Below are 19,848 nucleotides of genomic sequence, written 5' to 3' on the forward strand. Positions count from 1 at the left end.
TTATTTCCATATGAATAACAGCTTCTTTTTTCTCATCTTCAGTATATACTGCTTTTGAAGATTTAGCGATTGGTCTAGTATGATATCCTTCAACATCCTCTTGTAGCCACAATGATAGCGTATATCTATTTGGATATCCAATTGCACGAATTGTTTTTGAAATGGATCTGCCATGTTCCAAATAATAATTGACTGCATATTTTCTTTGTTCGTCACTGTACTTAGATTTATCTTTATATTTTTCATGAAGAGATCCTTCTTGATTGAATTCTTTGACCCACAGCCTTAATGTCCCTCTATTTGGATATCCAAGCTCTCTAATTACAGCAGCACTGTTATTATTATATTTAATATACGATTCTACGGCTTTTAATCTTTCTTCATATGAGTACATAACATACCTTTTGGATTCTTTGGTCCAGGATTTTGTCCACACCCCCAATTGATCAGTTTTCAGTTGACAAATACACCGCTACCAGCAAGGTAAGGTTCAGGTCAATCACAATCGCTTCCTCGGATACACCAAAGATGACGACGGGCACCTGATCATTGATCCGGAGCAAGCAGAAATTGTAAAGCGCATCTACCGAGAATACCTTGAAGGCTCTAGCATGGATAAGATCGCCGACGGGCTTATGGCTGACGGTATCCTCACCGGCGCTGGCAAGACAAAATGGCACACCAGCACCATCAACAAGATCCTCCGCAACGAGAAGTACATGGGCGACGCGCTGCTTCAAAAGACCTATACCACAGACTTCTTAACAAAAAAGCGGATCAAGAACAACGGCACCGTCCCTCAATACTACGTTGAGGGCGATCATGAAGTAATCATTCCGAAAGAGTTCTTCATGCAGGTGCAGGCGGAGCTTGTCCGTCGCCGAGTAGTCCACGTCAGCCCGACAGGCAAAAAACGCAGCTTCTCCTGCAATCACTGTTTTGCACAGATGGTTTTCTGCGGAGACTGCGGTGAGCTTTACCGGCGCGTTCACTGGAACAACCACGGCTGCAAGTCCATCGTTTGGCGCTGCATCAGCCGCTTGGAGCCTACAGCCGCAGAGATGAACTGTACCAACCGGACGGTTAACGAGCTCCTGCTGCAGGAGGTCTCGGTCAAGGCTTTCAATCTGATTCTCACCGAAAGAGAGGTGTTTCTTAAAACCTTACAGCAGAACATCGCCAAGGCCGTGGTCAACGCTGATACACTCTCGCCGGACGGCATTCAGAGTAGGCTCTTGGAACTGCAAAAGGAGCTCATCAATAAGGCGAACAATAAACAGGACTACGATGCCATCGCTGATGAGATTTTCCGGTTCCGCGATCAGAAGGAACAGTCCGAAGTCGATAGTCATCACCGGGAAGAAGCCATGAACAGGATCAAGGAACTTCAGGACTTCATCTCCGGGCAGGAAACCGACATCAGAGGATTTGATGAGACTCTGGTAAAAAAACTCATCGAGAAGATCACCGTCTTCGCCGACCACTTCACTGTGGAATTCAAGTCCGGGATCACAATCGACATCGAAGCATAAAAAGGCTCCTCGCCGCCAACGCATTTGCCGGTAGTGAGGAGCATTGGTCTGTCTTTTTATTATTGTTCCTGTGTCTCGATACACTTAGCTTTTCGGTATCGAATATAAAATATCCCAATTAAAATTACATTCAAAATAGTCACTACAATACTTGCTTCTATCTTGTACGCTCCTCCTGACAGCAGCTTATTTGCAGAAGCTGTCATGGTCAAAATACTCGGATAATCATCGGCAAGACTAACCCCTCCGAGAATTAATGCCCCGATAATATTCCATATTGCATGCGCCATTATGGGCGCAAGGATCGTTCTTTCCGACTCATATAGCGCTGTAGTAAAAAGACACATCGTAACAACATTTATGACAGGAATGACTCCCGCTTCGAATGCTCCGCCATGCATAAACGTAAAAATTGCGGTTGTAACAATAACGGCTGCAGTAAGGTTGTATCTTTCTTTCAAAAGCTGATATATGTATCCTCTTACAAGGAGTTCCTGCATGATGATATTAAGAAATGCTGAAAGAATCCAAAGCCATAAGAGCGAGACTTCATTCTTACCGGTAATTTCCAACTGCTTAGAAAAAATAAGAATTGACGAAGCTGCTCCAATCCAAATGATACCTATTACAATTCCCGCCAGTGTCCCTCTGCCTATGTTTTCTTTTATCGGTATGTTTACGGTTTTCTTCTCGATCAGCCAAAAGACCACAGTGAACAGTATCATGACAGTAAGTGGGATCAGTTCCGCGAAAAATCTCCATATTGCAGGATTGTCGCTCGGAATATCAATGATCCCGGATAACACAGCCCATCCTAAAAAGAAAACCACTATCTTCAAAATCGTAATCAATAACTTCTTCAAAAAGCCAGTTCCTCCTGTTACTATGCGTAATTATTGTATTTTAGCATCACTGCCATTCTGACATCTATCTTACAGCCACAACTCCCCGACATCTAACTCGGTAACTCAACATAGTGACATCTATCGTGACAACTCAACTCTAACACTTTTTGCCTTGAATTGCCCTTGGATAAGTTATCGCAGACTATTACCCGCTCCACCCGCTCGAAACCATCGGGAGCCGAAAAACGCATGAAATCAAGGGCTTTCGCGCCTACTTTCCTTCGACCCTTGACATCAATGCTACTGTCTCCACGTGTTCGGTTCTTGGAAACATATCCACAAGATCCAATCGATCTGTGACATAGCCTGCTCGTCTAAATTGTTTCAAATCCCGAACTAAGGTTCTTGGATCACAAGAAATATATAAGATCTTCTGTGGTGCTAAAGACGTGGAAGCATAGATGAATTGTTGGGTCGTCCCTGCTCTTGGTGGATCTAAAATGATGACATCATAGGGATGATGATAGCGTTTGGCCTCCATCATAAATGCGGTAGCATCCATATCCACAAACTGCATATTTTTCATATGATTTTGTTTCGCATTAATTTTGGCATAATGAATGGCTTCTTTATTGATTTCTACCCCCATCACACTTTTACAAGCATCCGCTAAGGATAAACCAATTGTACCCAAGCCACAATACGTATCCAATATTGTTTCTTTTCCTGTTAATTGTAATTTTTCTTTGGCCAATCCATATAATACTTCACATTGTTGAGCATGAATTTGATAAAACGCTGTGGCTGGAATCGTGATCTTTTTTCCACATAAAATATCATCGATGGTTCCATTTCCATATAAAACCATAGGCTTATTTTCCATGACCACACTGGTTTTACGACCATTGACTTCTTGCAGGATCGTTTTGATTTCAGGATGCTTATTTCTAAGAGCATGGATCATATTCTTTCGTGAAGGAAAGATATTGGTTCCAGTCACAAATACAACCATCACTTCATTGGTTGCATGTCCCCAACGAATCAAGACATGTCGCAATACGCCGGTTCCCGTTTGTTCATTGTATAAATAGATTTTCATCGATTGAACCAATTCCGTAATGGTATCGATGATATCATTGATGATCTTGGGTTGTAAGGATCGACCTCCATCTTTGATCACTCGATGACTATGTGGTGCATATTGCCCCGCATACACGACTCCTTTATGTTTCGCAAAGGCAACAATGACTTTATTTCGATAATGTTTATCTAAGGCAGCCGAATGAATGGATCCCACCTCAATGGGTAAATGATTTTTGTTGACCAATTCTTCGACCATGGCTTGTTTTTGTTTTAGATTCATACTATTCTCCATTTCTATATAACTCTAACAAAAAAACAGCCGATTTGCATCGACTGTCTTCATTTATTTATTGGAATCGACCAACAATTCACAAATCTTACGACTGTAAGCAATTGGATCATCAATTGGGAATCCTTCAATCAACGAGGCTTGATCATATAAAACATCAGCAACTTCTTTGACCTTATCTTTATCCGTTTCATATAAATGTTTTAACGTGGTAAAGATGGGATGGTTTGGATTTAATTCCAAGATACGTTCGGCTTTCATACCACCCATTGGACCACTGCCTTCTGGTGCATTCGCAAAGACTTTTTCCATTTCAAACGAAACACCTTCGCCAGCACTCAAACAAACTGGATCATCACTCAATTTATTAGATACTTTGACATCTACGACTTTATCTTTTAGACTTTCTTTCATGAAATCCAACAACTCTTTATTATCTTGGGCAGTTTGTTCCAATTCTTTCTTTTCATCTTCAGAATCTAGATCCAAATCGCCTTGGGTTGCATTCTTAAATGTCTTTTCACGGAAAGTCTGCAACGTCTGCATGACGAATTCATCGACATCATCCAACAAGTAGATAACTTCGTATCCTTTATTTTTCAAGGTCTGTACAATTGGCATTTTATCGATCAATGTCATATCCGAACCCGAAACATAATAAATCGATTTCTGATCTTCTTTCATACGATCGACATATTCATTTAAAGTAGCCAATTTTTGTTCATGACTGGTATAGAACATCAATAAATTTTCAAGTTTATCTTTGTCCATGCCCCAGTTGTTGTACACACCAAATTTAATATTCAAACCAAAGTTATTCCAGAACTTTTCATATTCATCACGTTCTTTGCTCATCATCGCATTCAATTCGGATAACACTTTCTTCTCGATACGTTTGGCAATCAATTTCAATTGATTATCATGTTGCAACATCTCACGAGAAATATTCAAGGAAAGATCTTGACTATCCACCAATCCTTTCACAAATCGCAAGTAATCTGGTAATAATTCTTCGGCATGATCCATGATGAATACACCGCGACTATACAGCTGCAAACCTTTCTTATAATCTTGTTGATAGAAGCCCATCGGTACTCGACCGGGTATATACAACAAAGCCGTAAAGCTAACATTTCCTTCTACACTAAAATGAATGACACGTTGTGGATCTTGGAAATCTTGGAAATGATCCTTATAAAATTGATCGTATTCCTCCTTCGTGATCTGGGATTTTTGACGCTTCCACAAAGGAACCATGGAATTCAATGTCTTGTCTTCTACAACCGTTTCGTATTCCGGTTTTTCTTGATCTTTCGTTTCCTCTTTGACCTTTTGTGTCTCCACTTCCATCTTGATTGGATAACGAATGTAGTCCGAATACTTCTTGACTAGATTTTCCAAGGTATATGTTTCCAAATATTGTGAATAATCTTCATCATCGGTATCTTCTTTTAGGGCTAAAATGATGGTTGTACCTCGATCTTCTTTATCACTTTCGGTAATAAAGTAACCATCATCCCCTTGGCTGACCCATTTATAAGCCGTATCTGCTCCATCTTTTTTCGAAACGACGGTTACCGATTTGGCCACCATGAAAGCTGAATAAAAACCAACACCAAATTGACCAATGATATCTACATCCGCATCGGTATTCTCTTCTTTCTTTTCCATTTGTTCCTTAAAAGCCAAAGAACCCGATTTTGCGATCGTACCCAAGTTTTCTTCCAATTCATCGGCATCCATACCAATACCATTATCGGAAATGGTCAATGTACGATTTTCTTTATCTGGATCTAAGCGAATTTCAAATGTGGATGTATCCACATGTCCAGCATGTTTAAAATAATATTTATCGATCGCATCACTCGCATTGGAAATCAACTCACGTAAAAAGATTTCTTTATGCGTGTAAATCGAATTGATCATTAAATCCAAAAGACGTTTTGATTCTGATTTAAACTGTTTTTTTCTTGGCATACTCACCACTCCTTTTTAGCACTCCTTGTGTCTACCTGCTAATCATACAACGCATTGTTAGCACTGTCAAGGAATGAGTGATAAAAAAGAAGTGGAATATCCACTCCTCATTCTTCAATAGGTATTTGTTGGTTAATACATGAGAGAACACGTACAAAGGCAGATAAATCTTCTGTGGAACAATTGCGAATGGCTTTTCTAATCAAATCTTCTTCCAATGGAAAATATTTAACCATAATTTCATGTGCTTCATCGGTCAAACTAACATATACATTGCGACGATCCGTGTCGGAATGTACCCGTTTTACCCAATTTCGTTTTTCATAATTCGTGATCAATTGACTGACAGCCGATGGACTAATTTCCAAATAATTGGCCAATTTTGATGGTTGCACTTGATGCATTGGATTTTCTGCATAGATATAATGAAAGATCATATAATCTCGTAACGTCATATGATTCATTCGTTTCAGAGATTGAAAAAAATATACATCTTGTAACTTAAAATACACTTTAATCGTTTCAAAAGCTTTCCGTGCTGCTTCCGTATTTTCCATTTGTTTTTCCTCATACTTTCCAAATAAAATCACCCCCAATGCTTTGGTTTCCCAAAGCAGAAGATCATTTTCCTTTTTTTCCTCTTTTATTCACTAACTCAAACAATAAAATTCATTATACTAGAATGAGGATGCGCTCTTTTCACGCAAGATTTTTGTGGCCAACGTCCAATTGGCTTCCGATTGCTTTTGCGTACATCCTTCATAAGCACCCAAATAGGCAGTAAATCCCAAATGGGAATACATCGCAATGGCCCCATAACTATTGGTTTGCGTAGCCAGATATAAAGGATATTTTCCCGGTGTCGCATCGTATTTCATAATTAATTTAGAAACCATGCTCGACCCAATTTTATGATGCTGATGCACTTGAGATACCGCCACGTAATGAATGCGCAAACGATCCATGCCAAAATGATGTCCTGGCCATAAACCCGCACTGCCAACCAATTGGCCTTCTTTATCACAGACAAATAAGAAATTGTCTTTGAAATGGGGATGAGATGCCATTTCATGAAAAGTTTGTTTGGCTTTTTCAAACGTGTCAAATACACCCAAGTCCAATTGTAGTTGGGCCCATGCATTTTCAAAGGTAGGCTGGTAGACAACATATTGATAAGCTGAATCCAATGGCACTTCATGTGTGCAAACTTTTCGTCCAATGATCATCAATAAAGATCGATATTCTACATTTTTATCTACAATTGTCATTTTTATCACCAATAATAGTATATCATGGAAACAGGAGGATTTTATCATGACACTCACAAAACAGTCACTCGCAAAATATTTTGATCATACGTTTTTAAAAGCCTATGCGACTGAAGACGACCTTCGTAAACTATGTAACGAAGCCAAAGAAATGAATACAGCTATGGTCGCCATCAATCCAGAATGGATCACTTTCTGTAAAAAAGAACTAGCTGGTACCGATATCCATGTGGGGGCTGCCATTAGCTTTCCACTTGGACAAACAAGTCGTAAATCCAAATTGGACGAATGTCAAAATGCGATCGATGATGGCGCCGATGAAATTGATTATGTCATCAATATTGGTCGGGCTAAAATGCATGATTGGACCTATATCCAAGAAGAAATGGAAGCGATGGTCCAGCTATGTCGCACACACAATGTGCTCATCAAAGTTATTTTTGAGAATTGTTATTTAGAAAAAGCAGAAATCAAAAAACTCGCCGAGATTGCAACAATCGTCAAACCCGACTACATTAAAACATCGACTGGATTTGGTAGTGGTGGAGCCACAGTAGAAGATGTTGCCTTAATGGTGAAAACGGTTCATGGCACAGTCAAAGTAAAAGCAGCAGGTGGTATTCGTTCTTGGGAAACTTGTAAAGCGATGATTGAAGCAGGAGCTAGCCGTATTGGTACATCTTCTTCGGTAAAGATCTTAAAAGAATTTGAGGAAGCTTGACATGCAGCCATTACTCTGTAAAGGCTATCCCACACGATCCATTTGGGCCAATGATCGTCTCGCCAAAAAACGTGGTCTAGATCAGCCGATTGGCACATTTTGGGATGTTTCGATTCACGATCATGTACCAACAACGATCCAAAATGTAGAAGGCCATCCCTATTTAAAAGACTTGATCCATCAAGATCCCGAAGGCCTATTAGGACCCGGACTGGATACAAAAGATTTTATTCAATGTGTCTATTTAGATGCCAAAGACCAGTTAAGTATCCAAGTCCATCCCGATGATGCTTATGCGCAAACCCATGCACATGACAATGGAAAATTTGAAACCTGGTACATTCTGGATGCGAAACCTGGAGCTACACTGGTTGGTGGTACCACGACAACCGATGCGAACATCATTAAAAAGGAATTACTTTCTGGTGAAATCAAACCGTATTTAAAACAATGGACTGTACATACAGGAGATTACTTCATCATTCCCAATGGCACGTTACATGCTTTGGGCAGTGGTATTTTGGCATTAGAAATTGGTACAAACAGTGACACGACCTATCGTTTCTATGATTATGATCGGGTAGATGCACAAGGAAAGAAACGCCCACTACAAATCGAAGATAGTTTTCAAGTTGCTCATTTTGAAAATACCATTGGCTTTATTCCTGCACACGACACATCTTGTCGATTGTGTGAAGATCCTTTTATCGTTGATGATATCTATGTAACAAACCATCAAAAGATCATGTGTGGACCTGCCTTCTGTATCATTACGAATGTAACGGATTCTGATATACTATACACATGGAAGGAAGACACCCAAACATTACCAGCCTATGACAGTTTATTTGTGCCTTATAGTGCCGAAGAACTGACTTTACATACTGGTCATGTATTGGTAAGTCGTCCAAAGAGAGGATAAACATGAAGAAAACAATTCTAGTCACTGGTGCCAATGGTTATTTGGCATCTTTGGTATATAAAACCAATCAAGACAAATTCAATTGGATCCGCATGACACGAAAAGATGCCGATTTATCGGATCCAGATGCCGTTGCTACCTTTTTAAAAAGCCAATCCTTTGATATTTGTTTCCATACAGCCGCCAATGCCACAACGGCTTGGTGTAATGAACACCCTGAATTGGCTCATACGATCAATGTTGAATCCACGCAAAAAATCATAGATGCTTGTCAAGAAAAAGATGCCTTATTGATTTTTTCCAGTTCGGAACAATGTTTTAATGGTAAAGAAGAACATGGTCCCTTCAAAGAAGACGAGCCGACCAAAGCGGTTACTGTTTATGGACAAAATAAAAATGAATGTGAAGATCGCATTCATGCACAATGGTCAAGATCCATCATTTTACGATATTCTTGGCAAATGGGATTGTCTAGTGATGGCATCAAGGCAAGTCCATCCATCATAAAAAATGTCATGCATGCTCTGTTGACACAAACGCCAACAAAATTTACTTGTAACGAAAAACGCTGCATGACCTATGCCAAACATCTTGCCGATCAATTTGAGCAAATTACCCAACTCGATCCGGATACCTATCATGTAGCTGCACAAAATACAATGACAACCTATGAATCCGCTGTATATGTAGCCCAACAATTAGGAGCGACACCAAAAGCCATTGCCACCTATATTTTGCCAAATACCGAACGATATCGTGATCGTTTCCGTGATTATCGATTGGATGCATCCAAATTAGAAGCCCACGGTATCCATTTTGGTACGTTTGAAGAAAATGTGAAAGAAGTTTTAAAAGACTTTGGATGGCTGGTATGACATTACAAGAACTCGTTGAAAAGTATTATGTAGAACAAAACTACAATTGTGCCGAAACCTTGTTGCATGCCGCCAACGAATACTATGACTTACATATTTTAGAAGAAGATATGAAAATGATGGCTGGTTTTGGTGGAGGTATGTTTGTAGGCAGTACATGTGGTGCCATGGTTGGATGCATTGCCGCTTTATCAAAGATGACCATTCATACCAAAGCTCATGAAGAATTGCAAGCCATTCGTCCTTTGATCCAAACGTATCAAAGAAATTTCAAACAAATCTTGGGTGCCACACAATGTGTGGAATTGAAACCCAAATACAATACAACTGAAAAACGTTGTTTGCCTACTTGTTTGATGGCTAGTCAAGCTCTAGAAAAAACCATACAAGATCTAAAAAAAGAAGGGGAGTAAAATTTTACTCCTCTTCTACTTTTTCCCATTCAGAATCCAATTGTTCATCGGACTCTTCTTCGTTATCGTCTAACGTTTCTTCTCTTTTACGCAAACGCAAACGAGCATTTAATAAATTGGCTTGTTTTGTTGCTCCACGAAGCATTCTTGAATATGTGATAAACGCAATCAATGCAACAATAAAGAGAATCACACAACAAGCAATGCCAAATAAGAAACCTTGTGCCATGACTTGCAGTACACCGGTCACCACACAACAAGCCATACAGATAAAGATAAAGAACAATGTCGAACGAACGGAATTTCGATATTTACGGAAGAATTCATATTTTTCTTCTTCATTATCTATGGTCTTTCGATATTCACCCGGCTGTTCTTCATTTCGTAAAACAAACCATCCCGCTACTTTTTTATCTTTCGACGGAGATACCGACAACAATTTCCAACCGTCTCGTTTCCATTGCGCTTTTGTTTGGGCAGAAGGCTCTTGTTGGTAATAATTCAACAAATAGTAATAATCTTTTGGATCACCTTTTACGAAAACAAATCGTTTTCCATCACGACGCACATAATGATAGCCACGCTGTGATTGTTGTTCTAAATAATCTTCTTCTTTCGCATATTCAGACAACAAGAAACGTTTCTTTTCTTCATAAAGATCTCCTTCTGGAATATCCTCCGTTTCTAGATCTTCCTCTTCTTCGTCTTCATCCAGATCAATTACTTCAATGTCTTCATCTTCTGGTTCCACTGGTACAGACGTTTGAATTGGTTCCACCTCTTCTGGCGCTTTTCGATCTTGTGTATCTTCGCTAATTTTTTCGGATGGTTCCGGTTGATCTTCTTTTTCATCCATATCCATGACCGGAATATCCATTTCATCTTCCACTTCGCCTTTTGTTGCATCATCCGTATCCTCAACATCAACAATATCAATATCGTCATCTTCATCTAAGTTCATGACTTGTCCATTGGATGTATCTAGATCCACATGTTTTGATTTGGACGCATCCACAACCTGCAAGACTTCATCCAAAGAAATTTCTAAACTTTCCTTATTGGTCTTCTTCGGCTTTTCTTCTTCCACCTTTACCAGTTCGATATCATCGTGATCTGGGGTGGCATCTGGTTTTTGGATCAAAGATTCAATTTCTTTTTCATCCACATCCGCTGGTTTTTCTTCCTCGGTCTTATCAACAATAGCCAATTCTTCGATCAATTCATCTTCTGAAGCTTCTTCAATTTCCTCGGGTCGTGCAACTTCTTCAACGGGGGTTGGTTCCACCGTTTCGGATTGAACAACGGGGGTAGGTTCTTCTTTTTCAACCGTTGCAGTTGATTCCATATTTTCAACCGGTTCTGGCTTTGCGACACGTTCCTCTTTCGGTTTCCAAACTTTGACTTTTTCTTCCGCTACATCTTGTTCATGTGCTAAAGATTCCTTCATTTGTTGGACTTGACGTGCCCTGACCTCTTCTACCGGATCAACGGGTGCTTGATGACGTCTTGGCTTGTCTTTGGGGGCCAAAGTAACATCTTCAATTTGAAAAGAAGTATTCTCAAAAGCTTGAGAATGCACTTGTACACGTGTCGTTTTATTACGATTAGCACGCTTACCCAGATGAAATGCACTCTTTCGTTCTGGCTTTTTCTCGCTTTGTTTCTCATCGACATTGAATACACTTTGGGCATCAAAATGCTTCAATTCGGGTTCATTATAGTGAATGCCCGCCGCATGATCAGCTTCCTGAATTCGCTTTAATTCTTCGAGGGCACTTTCTTTCTTTTTTTGTTTGGATTCTTCGGCCATACTACGTCACCTTCTAACGTTATTATTTTACTAATTAATACGTAGTTAGTCAAACCACGGAAAATTTCCATTCTGAAAGATGGTGATTTCCTCGCCCTTTCGCGTCTTCCCTTCGATTTGCAGATCCTTGGTCCCGACCATAAAGTCCACATGGATATTGGACTGATTCAATCCATGCTCTTTTAATTCTTCACTCGTCATTGATAAACCCTTTTCAATACATTCCGGATACGATTGTCCAAACGCAAAGTGACAAGAAGCATTTTCATCGATCAATGTTTCATAGAAGATTTGATGGTAATTCGAAATCGGTGAATCATAAGGAACCAACGCAATTTCACCAATATAGGAAGAACCTGCATCCGTAGATAAAATTTCTGCTAAAACTTGTTTTCCTTCTTTCGCATCAAAATCAATGACCTTGCCATCTTTGAACTGAAACCAAAAATCTTTGATCAATGTACCTTGATGCGATAAAGGCATGGAAGCCACTAACTTTCCTTGGATTCCCTTTTTCAATGGGGCGGCAAAAATTTCTTCCGTGGGAATATTCGCAAAATAAGAAGTTCCATCGATGAGCAAACTATTTCCACCCGCAAATCGATAGTGTTCTGGCAATTCCACCATAAGATCCGTTCCTAAATGGTTTCTATAGTGTAAAGATCGAAGCTCTAAAGAATTGATCCAATTCACTCGCTTTTCAAATTGCTGTTTACGTTTTTCCCATGTATCGACCGGATCTTTTTCATCCACATGGCAAATCCGCAAAATATCTTGCCATAGACGATGGGTATCTTCATGTCCATAAATTTGTTTTGACCAGGATCGGGTCGCAACAGCAGCCACACACCATTGACAATGCATAAAATCCAATTGATGACGATAAAAAGCCGTATCTTTTCGAAAGGCCTTTCGATAATTCGTGAACTTTTTTGGATCCACATCCTTCATCAAATTGGGATCATCGCCAACCAAATACAAGTAACAAGCTCCTTTCTTGGCGGTTTGATTGTAAAGATCCGATACATAGGATGGCACTTTTTCCACATCATCCGCATAAAGATAACGATGATGTGAAATGATCTCATCGCGATAGCGAACGATCACATCTTTGGCTCCTGCACGAAACGCTTCTTGAGATAGAGCCTCAACAAAGGAATACACTTCCACAGGAGCTTGGATAACCACAATTTGATTTCTTTTTACATGGAGTCCTACTTGAATCAATAATTTTGCATAATTTTCAAACATATTACTATTCTACCTGAAAAAAGCGTGCACACGCACGCTTTTTACTTATTTTGACAATGTGGACAAGAACCAGAAGAACAAGAATCCTTTGTATCACAACATCCAGTTCCCGTTTTTCGCATATGACGAACCGCAAAATAGATTAGGATCACAAGGATAGCGCCAACAATAAACGTAGACATATGTTTCCTCCTTCATTAAACATTTTCAACAACCGTATCTTCTTTTGGCTTTGGTTGTGGTCGTACAACTAAATAAATACAGATAGCCAATAAGATCAGAGCAACCACGGTCCAGAAACCAAATTGACCACCAAAGAACAACCAGTTACCCAATTGATAACCAATCAAAGCAACGACCCAACCTAAGATAAGTTGGAAACAAATGCAGTAAACACCCCAAGCTTTTGAACCCATTTCTCGCATCATCGTACTCATTGCGGCAATGCAAGGTGGGTTGAACAAGTTCAACAACATATAACTGAAAGCACCCATTGCCGTAAACAAACCAGCTACTTTTGCTTGTCCACCAGCCAATACAACGATCGTGCTGGCAGCCAATTCTTTTGCGGATAAAGCAACCAAGACAGATACGCCGCCTTCCCAGTTACCAAATCCAAGAGGAGCAAAGATTGGGGCAATGAATTGGCCAATACTACGCAAGATTGAGCGAGACAGATCCATAGATTCTGGATCTAAGTATTGTAATGACCAACTATAGGACATCAAGAACCAAACAATGACAGATACCGCAAATATAATGGTTCCAGCTTTGATGATAAAGTGTTTACCACGATCAACAACACGTAATAAGACCGTCTTGGCTTGAGGAAGATGATAGGCTGGTAATTCCATGACGAATGGTGCCGTTTCACCCGCAAATCGTGCAGTCTTTTTCAAGGCAATTCCGGAACAAATAATGATGATCCAAGATAAGAACAACATGCCCACCGCAATATAAGGATTACCGCGGAAAAAGACACTTGTGACCATACCAATGATTTCCGTTTTTGCCGAACATGGAATAAACGTACACAACATAATTGTCATACGACGATCTTTTTCATTCTCGATCGTACGTGTAGCCATGATGGCCGGCACACCACATCCCGATCCAATCAACATCGGAATAAAGCTCTTGCCGGATAACCCAAAACGACGGAAGATACGGTCCATGACAAAGGCAATACGTGACATATATCCACAATCTTCCAAGATGGCCAGGAAGAAGAAGATCAATAAGATTTGAGGAACAAAACCTAATACGGTTCCAACACCACCGATGATACCATCAACAATTAAATGTTGCAGCCAAGTCGCTACTCCAATCGAAGTCAAGAAATTGGTTACGGCATTTGGTACGATTTCACCAAATAAAACATCATTCGTCCAATCGGTCATCCATGTACCTAAGGTAGTGACCGAAATATAATAAACAAACCACATGATGATCGCAAAAATAGGCAAAGCTAAGATTCGATTGGTCACGATCTTATCAATTTTATCCGATACACTCAATTCCCCTTTTTTACGTTTCTTCTTTACACAAGTTTGAATGATCTTGGTAATATAATCATACCGCTGACCGGTGATGATACTTTCCGCATCATCATCCATTTCTTTTTCACAATCGATGATATGACTTTCTACATGGTCTAAGATAGCAGGATCCAAATGCATTTCTTGGATGGCTTTTTCATCTCGTTCAAAGACCTTAACAGCCGCCCAGCGAAGTCCGGCATGGCCCACCGTCGATTCGATGGATTCTTCAATATGCGCCAAAGCATGCTCGACCGATCCGGTAAATACATGAGGATTTTTGATGGAAGGACGCATTTTCGCAAGTTGTATCGCTGCTTCAGCGACTTCCATCGATCCTTCACTCCGTAAAGCCGATAAGGACATCACTTTACATCCCAACTCTTTTTCTAGTCCTTTTAAATCAATTTCGTCTCCATTTTTCTTGACCAAATCAATCATATTAATGGCTAAAACCATAGGAATATCCAATTCCAATAATTGTGTGGTTAGATATAAGTTACGCTCAATATTTGTTCCATCCACAATATTGATCAATGCATTGGGTCGTTCATTCACAAGATATTGTCTTGCCACCACTTCTTCCATACTATATGGCGATAAGGAATAAATACCTGGTAAATCTTGAATGGTCACATCCTCGTGAGCACGAAGTTGACCTTCCTTTTTTTCAACGGTTACACCTGGCCAGTTTCCTACATACTGACTGCTCCCCGTTAAATCATTAAATAGGGTCGTTTTCCCACTATTTGGATTTCCCGCTAAAGCTATCTTCATCATCTATTTCCTTCCTATTCCACTTCGATCCATTCAGCTTCCGACTTACGAATGGATAATTCATATCCGCGCACCGTCAATTCGATGGGATCGCCTAAAGGGGCTACTTTGCGAACAAAAATTTCTACACCCTTGACAATGCCCATATCCATGATGCGACGTTTTGTAGCGCCTTTTCCAGTGATCTTTTTAACGGTCACACTCGTTCCTACTGGTATTTGATTTAGTGTCATATATCTTCCCTTCCTATACCATCACTCGACGCGCAAGTGAAGTATCTATGGCAACACGAACATTTTTTACTTCAACGATCAAATTTCCATCAATACTTTGGATGACTTGTACTTCGGCTCCTTCCACAAATCCCAAATTTGCTAGATGCTTACGCATTTGATCATTGCCTGTAACTCGTTTCACAATATATACCGTATTTATATCGGCAAGTGATAATGGCATATCCTACCTCCATAGATATATTCTTTCTAACATAGTTAGTATATAGCAACTCGAATAGTTAGTCAAATCTATCTTAGATACAACTAATTTTATTATAATAATCTAATTACATAGCTAAAAAAAAACACCCACATCAAGTGAGTGTCCCTTTCTTAGTTTAAAGCAGCTTTTGCTTCTTCACAAATCTTTGTGAAGCTTTCTGCATCATGGATAGCCATTTCGCTTAACATCTTACGATTGATTTCGATATTCGCTAATTTCAATCCATGCATTAAACGAGAATAAGATAAACCATTCATACGAGCAGCGGCATTGATACGAGCAATCCAGATCTTACGCATGTTTCCTTTTAACTTGCGACGATCATTGAATGCATATTTGAAAGAATGCATTACCTGTTCATTTGCCGTTTTGTATAATGTATGTTTTGAACCAAAATATCCTTTGGCAAGTTTTAATACGCGCTTTCTACGAGCACGAGTAACAGTTCCACCTTTAACTCTAGCCATTCTATTTTCCTCCTCTATTTAAAATTACTTTTGTAACATATTTTTAATACGTTTGTAGTCTGTAGCATGTACCGTTGTAGGTTTTGCCAAATGACGTCTTTGTTTCTTTGTTTTACCGTGGAAACGGTGAGATGTATAGGCATGTGATCTCTTTAATTTTCCTGAACCTGTCTTCTTTACTCGTTTGGCAAGTCCTCTATGAGTTTTCATCTTAGGCATAATTTGCTCCTCCTTACTTCTGCGTCTTCTTAGGCGATAAAGTGACTGACATTGTATTTCCTTCCAACTTAGGACGCTTCTCTACGTTGGCAATATCCGAACACGCCTCCATGAATTTATCCATGGTATTTCGTCCAGTTTCCTGACGCGTAATCATTCTTCCGCGGAATCGCATATCAATCTTTACTTTCATCCCCGCTTCAAGCCATTTTCTCGCATGACGTAACTTCGTTTGAAAATCATGTTCCTCCACCACTGGTGATAAACGCAATGACTTAATTTCAACAACATGTTGTTTGCGCTTTGCTTCTTTTTCCTTCTTCTGCTGCTCAAAATGATATCGACCATAGTCTAATATCTTGCAAACAGGCGGCTTAGCTTTTGGCGCCACACATAACAAATCTAAATTTTGACTCGCTGCAATACTTTGTGCTTTTCTTTTAGACATGACGCCCAATTGTTCACCATCAGCACCAATGACACGAACTTCTTTGAATGGAATCTTGTCATTAAATAAATCATGATTCACATTATTTGGGGCTACTTTACGATTACGGATATCCGACACCTACCTTCTATTCATAAAAAATGGGCACGACAAACGTACCCATTCTAACTTAAGCAATTTCATGAATTGGCTTAAACCCATGTATCCAAATACATCAGGTGAGAAGAGGTACTTCTATCTTTCCATTCCTTACTCGAAGATATTACCACATGTTCAATGTCATGTAAAGAAAAAAAGCTCGAAATTCGAGCTTATTTACAATGGTGGATCCTTGGGGATTCGAACCCCAGACCCACTGATTAAGAGTCAGTTGCTCTGCCAGCTGAGCTAAGGATCCATGTGATTGCTTAGGTATATTAACATGATTTCCTACTTCATGCAAATATTTTTTTCAATGCTTAAAAAAAATCGAATTGATACATTTATTTTTTTCTATATTTGAATTATAATCTAACCATGGGGGAGTACCTTTCCATTTTCCTTAGAAAAAAAGGAAAGTTAGTATTAGGAGATGTAATTATGTTAACAGGCAAAGTAAAATGGTTTAATACCGAAAAAGGATATGGATTCATCATTGATGCCGATGGCAAAGATGTTTTTGTCCATTATTCTTCCATTCAAGCCGATGGCTTCAAAAATCTAGAAGAAGGTCAAACCGTATCCTATGATTTAGTCGAAACAGATCGTGGACCACAAGCCAATAACGTAAAAGTTATCGGCGAATAGTCGCTTTTTATTCAGTTTTGATTGTTCGTTTATCCTTCCCCCTTAAAAAAGGAGAGCCTTTCGCTCTCCTATATTTTTTGCTTTGTATACTTCACAATTTGATAAGTCAGATCATTTTCTTCCTCTTCTTCTAGAATGGTTTTGGTATATAAAGAAGAATCAAACATCGGAAAATAAACATCGGCATCTTCTGCATCTTGAATGTGAGTCAACAACAATTCATCCGCATAAGGCAACATCTGTGCATAGATTTGTGCCCCACCAATCACATAAACATCCACATTCTTATCTTTATAAGCTTGAATAAACGCATCAATGGTTGCAAATACTTCAACTTCTGGTTCCACCAATGGATCCGAACGCGAAATCACAATGTGATGACGACCCGGCAATAAATGCGGCAACGACTCATACGTTTTTCGCCCCATCAAAACAATATGTCCTTTTGTGGTTTGACGAAAAAACTGCATATCTCCCTTCAAATGCCAAATCAAATCATTATTTTTTCCAAGTTCATAATTTTTGCCAATCGCAGCAATCTCAATTAATTTCATTTTCCTCCTTTTATTGGGATATTGGAAAAGAAATCTTTCCCATATGTTGATAATTTAATAATTTGATATCGGTAATATCCTTGCTATGATCAAAATCATAGAAATTCTTGATATCCGGATTTAACCATAATTTTGGAGCCGGCAACGATTCCTTGGTAGAATAGCGCTCCAATTGTTCTTTGATCCCATCTACTTGATTTACATAAATATGCGCATCTTTGATAGACCAGCTCATCGTGCCTGGTTGCAAGCCTGTGACTTGGGCTAACATGCACAACAATACCGCGTATTGAGTGACATTGAATGGCAATCCCAATGGTACATCGCAACTTCGCTGATGTACCCACACATTCAATTTACCATCTGTGATATCCCATTCACTCGACCAAACACAGCTTGGTAAAACGGCAGTATCTAAATATTCATCTTGCCATAAAGATAAGACACGACGACGATCATCCGGTGTATGGATTAAACTATCGATCAAACGATCCATCAACCCCATTTTTTTAACGATATAACCATAGGCCGTACCAATGGTATGTGCATATTTTGGATTAAAATGCTTCAAGACCTTACCCGTTTTTTGATCTTTCCAATCACCGTTTTCATCGATTTCCCATAAATCCCAAATGTGAACATTTCGTTCTTGTAGCCATCGCACATCATTGGACTGTACTTGATAAATCCATAACATTTCTAAGACGGCTTGTCGAATAAATAATTGTTTTGTCGTTAAAATAGGAAATTCTTCCCCTACGTCCAAGGTAAAATAGGCACTCGGAATCTTGATTGAATCCACTCCCGTACGATTCTGTACCTGCTTTCCTTGACGCAAGATATTTTCACAAATTCGACAATAAATTTCATCCCACGCTGACATTTCCTTCTCCTTTTTTCAACAAATGATCTTCAATAAAATGACCAACAGCCCCTTCATCATTGGTCAACGTTGTTACATATCTCGCATTCATTTTCGATTCTTTGGATCCATTGGCCATACATACACCACAACCAACTAACCCCAACATTTCTTGATCATTGGGTGCATCTCCAAAAGCCATGATCGTTTCCAAGGGAACACCATAATGCTTCGCTAATTTCTTCATGCCAAATCCTTTGTTGATATGGGGATCGACATATTCAAATAACGTATCACTGGTCGCAAAACCAACGACACGAGCATCATAGAAATGACTGGCTCTTTCCAATATGACCGGCATATAGCTTGGCTCAAAATGCATCATCAACTTATTGATATCGCGATTTTGCATAAATTCATGCATATTCACTTCAATTTCCGTTTCACCAAACATCAAGGCATCGGCTCTTGTTTTTTCATTGGACTTGCTGGTGTAACGAGTAGGGCCCATCACAACATGAAATTCGACATCCAGATCTTCAAAAAAACGAATGATCTTTAATACGGCATTGCTAGAAATCAAATGATATTCTTCTTTATCACGACGTCGTAGATCATATAAGACGCCACCATTCATCCCGACAATAAAACTTACATCTTGTTCAATGCCCCAATCATGGATCATCGGACGAACCGTTTCAATCGGACGTCCA

The 19,848-nt window shown here is 39.4% G+C and carries 23 protein-coding genes, 1 tRNA gene and 1 pseudogene; 6 read left to right on the plus strand and 19 right to left on the minus strand.

Annotation, left to right across the window (positions count from 1 at the left end; translation table 11 throughout):
* Positions 1 to 394: pseudogene (locus SOS22_RS10720) on the minus strand (integrase); the annotation flags it as partial.
* 154 nt (positions 395 to 548) lie between these two features.
* On the opposite strand from SOS22_RS10720, the gene SOS22_RS10725 reads away from it, so the two are divergent.
* Complete coding sequence (locus SOS22_RS10725; protein WP_320597162.1) at positions 549 to 1,532, plus strand: recombinase family protein; 984 nt, start codon at positions 549 to 551, stop codon at positions 1,530 to 1,532.
* A 59-nt stretch (positions 1,533 to 1,591) separates the two neighbouring features.
* On the opposite strand, the gene SOS22_RS10730 is transcribed toward SOS22_RS10725, so the two are convergent.
* The 5 genes from SOS22_RS10730 to SOS22_RS10750 all read right to left on the minus strand — a co-directional run bounded on the left by SOS22_RS10730 (position 1,592) and on the right by SOS22_RS10750 (position 6,994).
* Positions 1,592 to 2,395 (minus strand): type II CAAX endopeptidase family protein, encoded by an 804-nt coding sequence (locus SOS22_RS10730; RefSeq protein ID WP_320597152.1) that lies wholly within the window; start codon positions 2,393 to 2,395, stop codon positions 1,592 to 1,594.
* A 253-nt stretch (positions 2,396 to 2,648) separates the two neighbouring features.
* Positions 2,649 to 3,740 (minus strand): 23S rRNA (uracil(1939)-C(5))-methyltransferase RlmD, encoded by a 1,092-nt coding sequence (rlmD, locus tag SOS22_RS10735; protein WP_320597153.1) that lies wholly within the window; start codon positions 3,738 to 3,740, stop codon positions 2,649 to 2,651.
* A gap of 63 nt (positions 3,741 to 3,803) precedes the next feature.
* Positions 3,804 to 5,726, minus strand: a complete 1,923-nt coding sequence (gene htpG / locus SOS22_RS10740) for a molecular chaperone HtpG (protein WP_320597154.1) — start codon at positions 5,724 to 5,726, stop codon at positions 3,804 to 3,806.
* A gap of 107 nt (positions 5,727 to 5,833) precedes the next feature.
* Positions 5,834 to 6,283, minus strand: a complete 450-nt coding sequence (locus SOS22_RS10745; protein WP_320325434.1) for a MarR family winged helix-turn-helix transcriptional regulator — start codon at positions 6,281 to 6,283, stop codon at positions 5,834 to 5,836.
* Between the two features lie 120 nt (positions 6,284 to 6,403).
* Entirely contained in the window at positions 6,404 to 6,994 is a 591-nt protein-coding gene (locus SOS22_RS10750; RefSeq protein WP_320597155.1) for a GNAT family N-acetyltransferase, read from the minus strand.
* A 46-nt stretch (positions 6,995 to 7,040) separates the two neighbouring features.
* On the opposite strand from SOS22_RS10750, the gene deoC reads away from it, so the two are divergent.
* Genes deoC through SOS22_RS10770 form a run of 4 tightly spaced genes read left to right on the plus strand, consistent with a single transcriptional unit; the run spans position 7,041 to position 9,925 of the window.
* A complete protein-coding gene (deoC, locus tag SOS22_RS10755) occupies positions 7,041 to 7,715 on the plus strand; it encodes a deoxyribose-phosphate aldolase (protein ID WP_320325436.1) in 675 nt (224 codons plus the stop codon).
* Between the two features lies 1 nt (position 7,716).
* Positions 7,717 to 8,637 (plus strand): type I phosphomannose isomerase catalytic subunit, encoded by a 921-nt coding sequence (locus SOS22_RS10760; RefSeq protein WP_320325437.1) that lies wholly within the window; start codon positions 7,717 to 7,719, stop codon positions 8,635 to 8,637.
* A gap of 2 nt (positions 8,638 to 8,639) precedes the next feature.
* Positions 8,640 to 9,512 (plus strand): SDR family oxidoreductase, encoded by an 873-nt coding sequence (locus SOS22_RS10765; protein WP_320325438.1) that lies wholly within the window; start codon positions 8,640 to 8,642, stop codon positions 9,510 to 9,512.
* Entirely contained in the window at positions 9,509 to 9,925 is a 417-nt protein-coding gene (locus SOS22_RS10770; protein WP_320325439.1) for a C-GCAxxG-C-C family (seleno)protein, read from the plus strand. The genes SOS22_RS10765 and SOS22_RS10770 overlap by 4 nt, the downstream gene beginning before the upstream one ends.
* A gap of 4 nt (positions 9,926 to 9,929) precedes the next feature.
* Here SOS22_RS10770 and SOS22_RS10775 read toward each other — a convergent pair whose 3' ends face one another.
* The 10 genes from SOS22_RS10775 to SOS22_RS10820 all read right to left on the minus strand — a co-directional run bounded on the left by SOS22_RS10775 (position 9,930) and on the right by SOS22_RS10820 (position 17,330).
* Entirely contained in the window at positions 9,930 to 11,735 is a 1,806-nt protein-coding gene (locus tag SOS22_RS10775) for a DUF2812 domain-containing protein (protein ID WP_320597156.1), read from the minus strand.
* 45 nt (positions 11,736 to 11,780) lie between these two features.
* Complete coding sequence (locus SOS22_RS10780; protein WP_320597157.1) at positions 11,781 to 12,986, minus strand: aminopeptidase; 1,206 nt, start codon at positions 12,984 to 12,986, stop codon at positions 11,781 to 11,783.
* A gap of 41 nt (positions 12,987 to 13,027) precedes the next feature.
* Complete coding sequence (locus SOS22_RS10785; RefSeq protein WP_320325442.1) at positions 13,028 to 13,168, minus strand: hypothetical protein; 141 nt, start codon at positions 13,166 to 13,168, stop codon at positions 13,028 to 13,030.
* 15 nt (positions 13,169 to 13,183) lie between these two features.
* The gene (gene feoB / locus SOS22_RS10790) at positions 13,184 to 15,304 is read right to left on the minus strand and encodes a ferrous iron transport protein B (RefSeq protein WP_320597158.1); all 2,121 of its coding nucleotides are present in this window, start codon (positions 15,302 to 15,304) and stop codon (positions 13,184 to 13,186) included.
* A gap of 11 nt (positions 15,305 to 15,315) precedes the next feature.
* The gene (locus tag SOS22_RS10795) at positions 15,316 to 15,534 is read right to left on the minus strand and encodes a FeoA family protein (RefSeq protein ID WP_320325445.1); all 219 of its coding nucleotides are present in this window, start codon (positions 15,532 to 15,534) and stop codon (positions 15,316 to 15,318) included.
* A gap of 13 nt (positions 15,535 to 15,547) precedes the next feature.
* Positions 15,548 to 15,757, minus strand: coding sequence for a FeoA family protein (locus SOS22_RS10800; RefSeq protein ID WP_320325446.1), 210 nt, complete (start codon positions 15,755 to 15,757; stop codon positions 15,548 to 15,550).
* A 152-nt stretch (positions 15,758 to 15,909) separates the two neighbouring features.
* On the minus strand, positions 15,910 to 16,266 hold the full coding sequence (gene rplT, locus SOS22_RS10805) for a 50S ribosomal protein L20 (protein ID WP_128521244.1): 357 nt from the start codon (positions 16,264 to 16,266) through the stop codon (positions 15,910 to 15,912).
* A 24-nt stretch (positions 16,267 to 16,290) separates the two neighbouring features.
* Positions 16,291 to 16,485: a 50S ribosomal protein L35 gene (gene rpmI / locus SOS22_RS10810; RefSeq protein WP_128521243.1), complete on the minus strand. Its 195-nt coding sequence runs from the start codon at positions 16,483 to 16,485 to the stop codon at positions 16,291 to 16,293.
* A 13-nt stretch (positions 16,486 to 16,498) separates the two neighbouring features.
* Positions 16,499 to 17,053, minus strand: coding sequence for a translation initiation factor IF-3 (gene infC / locus SOS22_RS10815; RefSeq protein WP_320325447.1), 555 nt, complete (start codon positions 17,051 to 17,053; stop codon positions 16,499 to 16,501).
* A 201-nt stretch (positions 17,054 to 17,254) separates the two neighbouring features.
* A tRNA-Lys gene (locus SOS22_RS10820) sits at positions 17,255 to 17,330 on the minus strand.
* Positions 17,331 to 17,512: 182 nt separating this feature from the next.
* Between SOS22_RS10820 and SOS22_RS10825 the strand changes: the two genes are divergently transcribed.
* Positions 17,513 to 17,719, plus strand: a complete 207-nt coding sequence (locus SOS22_RS10825) for a cold-shock protein (protein ID WP_320325448.1) — start codon at positions 17,513 to 17,515, stop codon at positions 17,717 to 17,719.
* A gap of 68 nt (positions 17,720 to 17,787) precedes the next feature.
* On the opposite strand, the gene SOS22_RS10830 is transcribed toward SOS22_RS10825, so the two are convergent.
* The 3 genes from SOS22_RS10830 to SOS22_RS10840 form a co-directional block, all read right to left on the minus strand.
* A complete protein-coding gene (locus SOS22_RS10830) occupies positions 17,788 to 18,273 on the minus strand; it encodes a dihydrofolate reductase (protein ID WP_320597159.1) in 486 nt (161 codons plus the stop codon).
* A gap of 10 nt (positions 18,274 to 18,283) precedes the next feature.
* Positions 18,284 to 19,156, minus strand: coding sequence for a thymidylate synthase (gene thyA / locus SOS22_RS10835; protein WP_320597160.1), 873 nt, complete (start codon positions 19,154 to 19,156; stop codon positions 18,284 to 18,286).
* Positions 19,140 to 19,848: HAD-IIB family hydrolase (locus tag SOS22_RS10840; protein WP_320597161.1), on the minus strand; the 709-nt coding region annotated here is incomplete at its 5' end. The genes SOS22_RS10840 and thyA, both read right to left, overlap by 17 nt.

The sequence above is a fragment of the Absicoccus sp. genome (assembly GCF_034090965.1).
Classification (GTDB): Bacteria; Bacillota_I; Bacilli_A; order Erysipelotrichales; family Erysipelotrichaceae; genus Absicoccus; species Absicoccus intestinalis.